Here is a 9,813-nt window from a genome sequence, read left to right as displayed (position 1 = left end):
AAACGGGGGTCGTCCGCCCGCGCCGCCAGGAGGCGTCAGACGTTGGCCTCGACCAGGTGCAGCAACGCCTCGTGGTGCGTGTTCGGGTAGTCGTGCGGCCGGAACGGGCGCGTCTGCGCCCGCACCAGGGCCGCCGCCGCGGCCAGTTCCCCGGTCCGCACCTCGGTGTCCCGGTGCAGGAACGCGAAGTGCGGCTCCCGTACCTCATCGGGCCACAGAAGCGTGTGCAGCACGAGAACACCATGCTGCGGGCGGATGGCGGCGAGCGTCTCTCGGCCGCGCAGGGCGAACTTCACGATCGCCGCCGCCTTCGTCCGCTCCAGCGTCTCGCGCAGCAGCACGTAGGAGCGCACCGCCAGGTCGTCCGGCTCGACGTAGTAGGGCCGGTGCAGCGCGACGGGGTCCAGGTCGACCTGCGGCGCGAACTGCTGCACGTCGATCACGCCGTCCTCCGGCGCCGGCAGGTCGGCCGGGTCGATCTGCACGATGCGGCCGTCGTCGAGCTCGTAGCCGCGCCCGATGTCCTCGGGCGCCAGGCGCAGCGAGCACTCGCCGCACACCTGCTGGTGCCGCACGCGGCCGCTGTCCTCGCGGTGCACCAGGTGCACCTTGCTGCGGTGTTCGGTGGCGGCCGAGACCAGCCGCACCGTCATCGTCGTCATCCCGAACCGAAGTGCTCCCCGCCACACAGTCCTCATGACAAAGGAGTACTCGAACACCTGTTCAAATACGCCTGTCGCCTGACGAAAGGGCTCGTTCGGGTGCGTCCGACGGGTACCTCGGACACGTGCGTCACTACCAGGGGGAAGGCGCGTAGTCCTTGAGGAAGCAGCCGAACAGGTCCTCGCCCGCCTCGCCGCGCACGACCGGGTCGTACACCCGCGCCGCGCCGTCGACCAGGTCCAGCGGGGCGTGGAAGCCCTCGTCGGCCAAGCGCATCTTCAACGGGTGCGGGCGCTCGTCGGTGATCCAGCCCGTGTCGACGGCGGTCATCAGGATGCCGTCGGACCGCAGCATCTCCTCGGCGCTCGTGCGCGTCAACATGTTCAGCGCGGCCTTCGCCATGTTCGTGTGCGGGTGCCCGGAACCCTTGTAGGCGCGGGAGAACTGACCCTCCATCGCGGACACGTTCACCACGTACTTGCGCCGGTGCGACGACTTCGCCATCGACGCGCGCAGCCGCGAGATCAGCAGGAACGGCGCGGTGGAGTTGCACAGCTGCACCTCGAGCAGCTCCACCGGGTCGACCTCGTCGACGTTCTGGATCCACGAGTTCGTCGCCGCGGTGTCGGGCACCAGGCCGCCCGCGTCGATCTCCTTCGAGCCCGCCATCAGCGCGAGCGTCGTGACGGAGTGCGCCTCCGGGACGGCCGTGCCCGGCAGGGCCAGCTGGCCGTGGCCGCCGAACGAGATCAGCTCGGGCCGGCGGGCGTCGCCGGTCAGCGCCTCGTGCTCGGAGGCCGCCAGCGGGGCGTACGCGCCGGGGGAGCGGCGGACGGTCTGCGCGGCGTTGTTGATCAGCACGTCCAGCGGGCCGTGCGCCGCCACCTCGTCCGCGAGCGCCAGCACCTGGGCCGGGTCGCGCAGGTCGATGCCCACGATCTTGAGCCGGTCGATCCAGTCGGCCGCGTCGGGCATCGAGGCGAACCGGCGGGCGGCGTCCTTGGGGAAGCGGGTGGTGATCGTGGTGTGCGCGCCGTCGCGCAGCAGTCGCAGCGCGATGTACATGCCGATCTTCGCGCGGCCGCCGGTCAGCAGCGCGTTGCGGCCGGTCAGGTCCGTGCGGGCGTCGCGCTTGCCGTGGTTGAACGCGGCGCAGTCCGGGCAGAGGTTGTGGTAGAACGCGTCCACCTCGACGAACCGCTTGCGGCACGTGTAGCAGGACCGCGCGCGCAGCAGCGTGCCGGCGGTGGCGCCCTGGGCGTTCGACACCAGCGGGAGGCCTTGCGTCTCGTCGTCGATGCGGTCCGGCGACCCGGTCGCGGTCAGCGCCGTGACCGCCCGGTCGTTGGCCACGACGGCGGCCTTGCGCTCGGACTTCCGGAACTTCTTCGCGGCCTTGAAGATCTTCGCGGTGGCCCGGCGGACGCGCACCGCGTCGTCGTGCTCGGCGGGCAGGTCCTCGACCTGGGCAAGCACGCGCAGGCAGACTTCCAGCTCTGCGGGGTCGATCGAGGTCATGATCAGGCATTTTACGGGTGGAGGGGTGGTGGTCCGGTGACCGGGCCCGAATTGCTGGTTCTGTGGGACATCGACAACACGCTCGTCACGGCGCGCGGTTTCGGCATGCGGATGTACCGCGAGGCGTTCCTGGACGCGTTCGGCCGGGAGCTCGACGGCCCCGTCGACCTCGGCGGACGCACCGAGCTGGACGTCGTCGGCGAGATCCTGCGCCGGCACGGCATCGAGCACACGGACGAGACCTCGCGGCACCTGTCCGACGCGCTCGCGAACTCGTTCCACGCCCGTCGCGACGACTACCCGGTCCACGCCGAGGTGCTGCCCGGCGCCCGGCAGGCCCTGGAGCACTTCGCCGCCGACCCGCGCGTGCACCAGGGCGTGCTGACGGCGAACCTGCGCAGCGTCGCGCTGATCAAGCTGGAGTCGTTCGGGCTCGCGCACCTCGTCGACTGGGACGTGAGCGCGTTCGGCGACGAGCACCTCGACCGCGCCGAGCTCGTGACCATCGCCCGCGACCGCGCGCGGCACCTGCGCCCGTTCGCCGACGACGAGGTCGTGCTGATCGGCGACACCCCGCACGACGTGCACGCGGCGGTGACGGCCGGCGTGCGGCTCGTCGCGGTGGCCACCGGGCGCAGCTCGAGGCAGGACCTGCACCGGGCGGGAGCCCGGGTCGTGATCGACGACCTGAGCGACCTGGACCTGCTGACCACGGGGGTGTGGGCGGCCTGAGGCACCTCTGTTCGGCTCTGGTCCTCGAACGATCACGGCGTTATGGTGCGCGGCATGCCCACAGCAGGTGGCCCGACGGTCAGAAGACTGTCCGAGCCCGACGCCGACATCAAACCCAAAGCCCTCGGCTTGCCCCGGGGCCGGACGGTGATCTCGGTCTTCGGCTCCACACAAGACATCGAGACGGATCTCGCGGCGAAGTTGTTGCCGGTGCTGAGATCCGTCGTCGTGACCGCGGCGCGCAACGACGCCGTGTTCGTCACGGAAGGCACCGACCGAGGCGTTGTCCACTTGCTGGGCATGGCTTTGCAGGCGTGCGAGCAGCGCTGGCCCGTCGTCGTCGGCGTCGCGCCGAGCAGCAAGGTGCACGACCTCACGGAAACCTCCACCAACGGTCAGATCCCGCTGGAACCCAACCACAGCGTCGCCGTCGTCGTCCCCGGTTCGGAGTGGACGGACGCGACCCCGGTGCTGTTCCGCACGATCGACGCCGTCCGCAACAAGAAGCCGGTGGTCGCGCTCGTCATCGGAGGCGAGAGCGAGAAGGAGGTCGTCGACCACCTCAGCGGCGACAACCCGCTGCTGGTGCTCGCCGGCACCGGGGGCCTCGCCGACCGCATCGCGACCGGTGACCTCACCGGCGACCTCGCGGTGCTGGTGCGCAGCGGCAAGATCTTCGTCGTCCACGTCGACGAGGGCGCGGGCAAGACCGTCACCGCGCTGGAGCGGTTGCTGGGCAAGGAGAAGCCCGTCCGGCCGCCGCGGATCTGGCCGAAGCTGCGGTACCGGGCGCCGCAGGCGCGGCCGCTCGTCGACCCCGGCTTCGTCGTCGCCTACCCGTTGCTCGCCGACGCCATCCACGACGCCAACCAGGTTGTCGCACCGGCGTTCCAGGAGCTCGACGCGCAGGCCGACGCCGAGCAGAACCGCTACCGGACGACGGCGGTGCTGGCGATCGCCGGCGGCCTCACGACGACGGTGTTCGCCGCGCTGCAGACGTGGCTCGAGGACACGCCCTGGCCCGGTGTCCTCGTCGTGGCGGGCGGCGCGTTCGCGGCGGCGATCACGATCGTGGCGCGCAAGCGCGAGTCGCTCGACAAGTACCTGACGGCCCGCTACCGCGCGGAACGCCTGCGGGCGCTGTACTTCGCACACCTCGCCGCACCGTCGCCGGGAACCGAGGAAGAGCGCCAGGACAAGGTGGCGGACCTGGAGGCCGCGGTCAGCGACCGCAAGCACGAGGTGGTCAGGACATGAGCGACAAGCAGCGCCAGGCCCAGTTCGTCGAAGCCTATCTGCGGCACCGCTTCTCCGACCGCCTCGACCACTTCGAACGCGGCCGCAAGCGCTACTCCGCCGCCCGCACGTGGACCGTGGCGATCGCCGCCGCGCTCTTCATCGGCGCCGCGGCGGCCGCGGCCGTGGGGATGGCGGACAGCCCGCGCAGGGCGCTCTGGGGTTTCACCGCAACGGCTCTGGCCGCCCTCGGCACCGCGGTGTCGCTCTACGAGGCCACGTTCGGCTTCCGCCGCCTCGCGCGCGAGAACGCGACCACTTCCGTTGCGCTGCAACGCCTCGCGGTCGACGGGCCGACGCCGGAGGACGTGGACGACGAGCGGCTGGTCGCTTTCGTGACCGAAGTGGAGTCCGTGCTGCGGTACGGCAGGTGACGTACTCTCCCGGCATCGGAAGATCGAGTTCGATGCCGGGAAAACATTTTCCGGCCTGGTACGCTCCGTGGGTGGTCGATCACGGAAAGCACAAGCTCTGGTGTTTCGGTGATCCCGTTGTCATGATGGCTGCATCCCCCGATGCGGAAGCAGGCACGACATGACTTGGGCGCGTCCCGCGATCGCCGAGCCCGAAACCGGCACGTTCGCCGAGGCCAAGGCTCTGGAGAAGGAGCACAGCACGATTCAGAACAGCAAGGCGGCACGCACCGTGGCCTGTCACGCCACGGACGCGCTCGACTGCGCCGACCTGCTCGAGATGCTGGGCCTCAACGCCCTGGAGGGCAAGGCGCGGGTGTAACCCCGCGACTGGATCCACCACTCGGCGACCAGCAGGTTCAGCACCAGCGCGAGCCAGTTCGCGGACGCGAGCACCAGCAGCCCGTCCGCGTCCGGCAGCAGCCCGCCGAGGAGCAGTCCCCACAGCCGGCCGGTCACGGCGGCGCCCGTCAGCGCGAACCCGCGGATCATCCAGATGCGGTGAGCGCCGAACTGGCGTCGCCTGGCCGTCCGCAGCCCCAGAACGGCGCTCGCGAACCAGAGCACCGACAACACCGTCAGCGGCGCCTGTGACGCCAGCCCGGCCAGTGAGAGCTGCGCGCACACCACCCCGAGGACCGACGACGGCAGCACGGCCGCGACGTAGACGCGGCCCATCACCCGGTGCACCCGCGGACGCCGCGCGCGCAGGCCGGGCCAGAACTGCGATACACCCGCCAGGACCGCGACCGTTCCGGTGAAGATGTGCGCCACCAGGAGCCCGTAGTGCACGGGTCCCTGCACCGGCGCCCGCGCCTGGTCCACGTCCAGGGTCACGTACGCGCTCGCCGCGAAGATCGTTATCGCCACGCAGGCGAATCCCGACACCGCCAACCAGGCGGTGTACCCCCACGAATTTTTCATGTCCCCAGCGTGTCAACGGCTTCACTCGATCGCGCTGGGGTACGCCCCCGAGCGCGCGGTGGGGTGCGCCCTACTGGGATGATGGGACTCATGCGGACGGTCGAGATCTCCGAAGAGCCGATCAGGCTAGGGCAGTTCCTCAAGCTGGCGGCGCTCGCCGAGGACGGCGGGCACGCGAAGGAGCTCATCGAGGACGGGGAAGTCCACGTCAACGGCTCTGTGGAGTTGCGTCGTGGCGCACAGTTGCGCGAGGGCGACGTGGTGGTTGTCAACGGTGATGAAGTTCGCATTTCCGTTCGGCCGTAGGGCATTACTCCGTTCAGCGGTAAGAACATGCACAATCGCAGTCGATCGGTCTAGGGTCTGAAGACCTGTCCTGGTCGTTTTTCCCCGTGGCGCGGACACCTTTCCTGTCCCTTTTGGACACGGGGAATCATCTTGTACAGCCCCGGTTTTCAGACGGTGAGACGTGGGTCACGTCCGGTATTAGGGGTCTGGGGAAACTTTTTTCCACCTCCTGTAACGCCGATGCCGGACGTGGCGAATCACCGGTTGCGAGCTTCGGCGGCCGATCCATCTTCTTCCCTGCCGGAGATCTGTTTTTCGAGGTCCTCGGGGTGACCTGCGTACGTGCATGTCCGGAATCGCCGCTGAGCCGGGGAGATCAGAACGATGAGTGAGCAGGTCCGTGCTACCCGTGATGTCGACGGGTTGCGCTCCACGCTCAATCCGCTGTCCGAACACAGACAGACGCACCCTCCCGTCGCCCGATGGGAAAGTCGCTACCGCTACGCCGTGATCACCGCCGACGTGCTGACCGTCGCCCTGGTCGTCATCGCCACCGGCGCCGTCATGAGCATGCGTCACACCGCCTTCGGCCCGCTTTCCCTTGCCCTGCTGGACGTACTCACAGTGGTTGTCGTCGTGGGCTCGCTCGCGATCAACCGCGTCTGGACGCCCGCCGTTCTGGGACAGGGGGCCGAGGAGTTCCGGCGACTCGGCCGGGGCCTGTTCGGCGCCGTCGTGGCGCTCGGCCTCGGGGCGCTCGCCGTCGACATCCCCGGTGCCCGCCTGTGGGTCTTCGTCGTGGTCCCCGCGATCGCCCTGGTCGCGTTCCCCATGCGCTACCTCCTGCGCCGCCCGCTGCACCGCGGACGCAGCGAAGGGCGCTTCCTGCTCTCCGTCCTCGCCGCCGGCAACGTCGACACGGTCGAGGACCTCATCCACCGCACGCGCCGCGTCGCCCACCTGGGCTGGCGCGTGGACGCGATCTGCACCATCGACGGCCGCGGCCGCGCCGGCACCGACGTGGGCGGCGTGCCCGTCGTCGGCCAGCTGCGCGAGCTCGCCGAGCACGTCCGCCGCGGCGGCTACCGCATCGTCGCCGTCACCCCCGACGCCTACTGGACACCTCGCCGTCTCCAGCAGCTCGCCTGGGCCCTCGAGGGGTCCGGTGCCGAGATGGTCGTCTCTCCCGGCCTCATGGAGGTCGCCGGCCCGCGCCTGCACATGAGCGCCGTGCTCGGCATGCCGCTGCTGCGCGTGAGCGAACCGGCACTGAGCGGATTCCGCCGTCTGGTCAAGGACGTCGTGGACCGCGTCGGCGCGTTCCTCCTGCTGTTCCTGCTGGCGCCGCTGATGTTCGCGGTCGCCGCCTTCGTGATGATCGACAGCCGCGGTCCCGTCTTCTACCGCCAGAAGCGGGTCGGCAAGAGCGGCGTGCCGTTCACGATCATCAAGTTCCGCACCATGGTGACCAACGCCGACGCGTTGCGCGCCCGGCTCGCCACGGTCAACGAGGGCCACGGCCTGCTGTTCAAGATGAAGAAGGACCCGCGCATCACCAAGGTCGGCACGGTCCTGCGCCGGTACTCGATCGACGAGCTGCCCCAGCTGTTCAACGTCCTCGCGGGCAGCATGTCGCTCGTCGGCCCGCGCCCGCCGCTGCCGGAGGAGACCGCGAAGTACTCCTCGGACGTGCGGCGCCGCCTGCTGGTGAAGCCCGGCCTGACCGGCCTGTGGCAGGTGAGCGGACGGAGCGACCTCTCCTGGGAGGAGTCGATCCGCCTCGACCTGCGCTACGTCGAGGACTGGTCGCTCGCACTCGACCTCGTGATCATGTGGAAGACCTTCCGCGCCGTCTTCGGCGGTCAGGGGGCTTACTGATGGAGACCTCTCCTGTGGTTGGAATCGCTGTCATCGGCGCCGGGTACTGGGGCCCGAACCTCGTCCGCAACGCCCAAGCGACCCCGGCGCTGCGCCTGAAGTACCTGTGCGACCTCGACGTCGACAAGGCGCGCCGCGTGCTCGGCGAGTACTCGACCGTGCGCGCCACGGCGTCGCTGGACGAGGTGCTCGCCGACCCCGAGGTGCACGCGGTGGCCATCGCGACGCCCGCGGCCACGCACCTGCCCGTCGCACTGGCGGCACTGGAGGCCGGCAAGCACGTCCTGGTGGAGAAGCCGCTCGCGGCGAACTTCGAGGACGGCCGCAAGCTCGTCGAGACCGCGGAAGAGCGCGGCCTCACGCTGATGCTCGACCACACCTTCGCGTACACGTCGTCGGTGCAGCACCTGCGGAAGATCATCCGCGGCGGCGAGCTCGGCGACATCCAGTACATCGACTCGGTGCGCATCAACCTCGGTCTCGTGCAGCCGGACGTGGACGTGCTGTGGGACCTCGCCCCGCACGACCTCTCGATCTTCGAGGCGATCCTGCCCGACGACGTCCACCCGGTGGAGGTCGCGGCGCACGGTTCCGACCCGATCGGCGCCGGCGTCGCGTGCGTCGGCCACCTCACGGTCCGCCTGTCCAACGGCGCGATCACGCACGTGCACGTGAACTGGCTGTCGCCCACCAAGATCCGCACGATGGTCATCGGCGGCTCGCAGCGCACCGCGGTGTGGGACGACAACAACCCGGCGCAGCGACTGTCCATTTACGACCGCGGCGTCGACAAGTCCCCGGAGCAGCAGAAGATCTCCTACCGCACCGGCGACATGGTCGCGCCGGCGCTGGTGGAACGCGAGGCGCTGCGCACGATGATGGCGGAGTTCGCCGCGTCCATCACCGAGAAGCGCCCGCCGCTCACCGACGGCCGCGCCGGTCTGCGCGTGCTGGCCGTGCTGGAGGCCGCGTCGGAGTCGCTGCGCTCCGGCGGCCTGTTCGTCCCCGTTCACCAAGTCGAAGGCAAGGTTTCCTGATGGCCGAGAAGGAGCTCGCGCAGCCGATCACCGGGCAGCGCGCTCTCGTCACCGGTGGTGCCGGCACGATCGGATCCGCGGTGGTGGACCAGCTCGTCGAGGCCGGCGCGGCCGAGGTCGTCGTGCTGGACAACTTCGTCCGCGGGCGGCGCGAGAACCTGGCCTCCGCGCTGGAGTCCGGCGTCGTCCGGGTCGTTGAGGGCGACATCAACGACAAGGCGCTGGTCCGCGAGCTGACCGAGGGCGTGGACCTCGTCTTCCACCTCGCCGCCATCCGCATCACGCAGTGCGCCGAGGAACCGCGCCTCGCGCTCGAATGCCTGGTGGACGGCACCTTCACGGTGGTCGAGGCCGCCGCGGCCGCGGGCGTGAAGAAGGTGATCGCGTCGTCCTCGGCGTCGATCTACGGCCTCGCGGAGTCGTTCCCGACCGACGAGCGGCACCACCCGTACAACAACGACACCTTCTACGGCGCCGCGAAGGCGTTCAACGAGGGCATGCTGCGCAGCTTCAAGGCCATGTACGACCTCGACTACGTGGCGCTGCGCTACTTCAACGTGTACGGGCCGCGCATGGACGTCCACGGCCTGTACACCGAGGTGCTCATCCGCTGGATGGAACGCATCGTCGACGGCAAGTCGCCGCTGATCTTCGGCGACGGTGCCCAGACGATGGACTTCGTCCACGTGCACGACATCGCCCGCGCGAACATCCTCGCCGCCAAGGCGCCGGTCACGGACACGGTCTACAACATCGCGTCCTCCCGGGAGACCTCGCTGAAGGAGCTCGCCCTCGCGCTGCTCGCCGCGATGGACTCCGACCTGCCGCTGGAGCACGGCCCCGAGCGCAAGGTGAACGGCGTGACGCGCCGGCTCGCCGACATCAGCCTCGCGGCGCGCGAGCTCGGCTGGAAGCCGGAGATCGAGATGGACGGCGGACTGCGCGACCTCGTCGCGTGGTGGCGAGCCGAGAAGACCGCCGCCGAGAAGACCGGCGCGTGACCCGCGGTCTCGGCGCCGCCGGCCCACGAGGCTGAGCGGCACCGGGGCCGCACCCCATCAAGC

At 69.9% G+C, this 9,813-nt stretch carries 11 protein-coding genes; 8 read left to right on the top strand and 3 right to left on the bottom strand.

Annotated elements, in window-relative coordinates:
- Positions 1 to 35: 35 nt before the first annotated feature.
- Positions 36 to 662 carry a Ku protein gene (locus tag ACFWGZ_RS35590; protein ID WP_382455985.1) on the bottom strand — a complete coding sequence of 209 codons (627 nt, stop codon included), beginning with the start codon at positions 660 to 662 and terminating at the stop codon, positions 36 to 38.
- A gap of 133 nt (positions 663 to 795) precedes the next feature.
- Complete coding sequence (locus tag ACFWGZ_RS35585) at positions 796 to 2,181, bottom strand: SDR family NAD(P)-dependent oxidoreductase (RefSeq protein WP_382455984.1); 1,386 nt, start codon at positions 2,179 to 2,181, stop codon at positions 796 to 798.
- Between the two features lie 36 nt (positions 2,182 to 2,217).
- Here ACFWGZ_RS35585 and ACFWGZ_RS35580 point away from each other — a divergent pair, with 36 nt between their 5' ends.
- The 4 genes from ACFWGZ_RS35580 (at position 2,218) to ACFWGZ_RS35565 (ending at position 4,944) form a co-directional block, all read left to right on the top strand.
- On the top strand, positions 2,218 to 2,913 hold the full coding sequence (locus ACFWGZ_RS35580) for a haloacid dehalogenase-like hydrolase (RefSeq protein WP_382455983.1): 696 nt from the start codon (positions 2,218 to 2,220) through the stop codon (positions 2,911 to 2,913).
- A gap of 54 nt (positions 2,914 to 2,967) precedes the next feature.
- The gene (locus ACFWGZ_RS35575; RefSeq protein WP_382455982.1) at positions 2,968 to 4,170 is read left to right on the top strand and encodes a hypothetical protein; all 1,203 of its coding nucleotides are present in this window, start codon (positions 2,968 to 2,970) and stop codon (positions 4,168 to 4,170) included.
- Complete coding sequence (locus ACFWGZ_RS35570) at positions 4,167 to 4,583, top strand: SLATT domain-containing protein (RefSeq protein WP_382455981.1); 417 nt, start codon at positions 4,167 to 4,169, stop codon at positions 4,581 to 4,583. Before ACFWGZ_RS35575 ends, ACFWGZ_RS35570 begins: the two co-directional genes overlap by 4 nt.
- Before the next feature lie 160 nt (positions 4,584 to 4,743).
- Entirely contained in the window at positions 4,744 to 4,944 is a 201-nt protein-coding gene (locus ACFWGZ_RS35565) for a hypothetical protein (RefSeq protein WP_382455980.1), read from the top strand.
- Here the strand turns inward: ACFWGZ_RS35565 and ACFWGZ_RS35560 are convergent.
- Entirely contained in the window at positions 4,863 to 5,546 is a 684-nt protein-coding gene (locus tag ACFWGZ_RS35560; protein ID WP_382455979.1) for a DUF2306 domain-containing protein, read from the bottom strand. The two genes, ACFWGZ_RS35565 and ACFWGZ_RS35560, sit on opposite strands and share 82 nt — an antisense overlap.
- A 90-nt stretch (positions 5,547 to 5,636) precedes the next feature.
- On the opposite strand from ACFWGZ_RS35560, the gene ACFWGZ_RS35555 reads away from it, so the two are divergent.
- The 4 genes from ACFWGZ_RS35555 (at position 5,637) to ACFWGZ_RS35540 (ending at position 9,750) form a co-directional block, all read left to right on the top strand.
- Positions 5,637 to 5,852 carry an RNA-binding S4 domain-containing protein gene (locus ACFWGZ_RS35555; protein WP_382455978.1) on the top strand — a complete coding sequence of 72 codons (216 nt, stop codon included), beginning with the start codon at positions 5,637 to 5,639 and terminating at the stop codon, positions 5,850 to 5,852.
- Positions 5,853 to 6,218: 366 nt separating this feature from the next.
- Entirely contained in the window at positions 6,219 to 7,712 is a 1,494-nt protein-coding gene (locus ACFWGZ_RS35550) for a sugar transferase (RefSeq protein ID WP_382455977.1), read from the top strand.
- A gap of 14 nt (positions 7,713 to 7,726) precedes the next feature.
- Positions 7,727 to 8,749, top strand: a complete 1,023-nt coding sequence (locus ACFWGZ_RS35545) for a Gfo/Idh/MocA family protein (RefSeq protein ID WP_382455976.1) — start codon at positions 7,727 to 7,729, stop codon at positions 8,747 to 8,749.
- A complete protein-coding gene (locus ACFWGZ_RS35540; protein WP_382455975.1) occupies positions 8,749 to 9,750 on the top strand; it encodes an SDR family NAD(P)-dependent oxidoreductase in 1,002 nt (333 codons plus the stop codon). Before ACFWGZ_RS35545 ends, ACFWGZ_RS35540 begins: the two co-directional genes overlap by 1 nt.
- Positions 9,751 to 9,813 lie beyond the last annotated feature (63 nt).

Source organism: Lentzea sp. NPDC060358 (assembly GCF_042725365.1).
In the GTDB taxonomy this organism is placed as follows: Bacteria; Actinomycetota; Actinomycetes; order Mycobacteriales; family Pseudonocardiaceae; genus Lentzea.
This window is presented reverse-complemented; position numbering and strand designations above follow the sequence as displayed.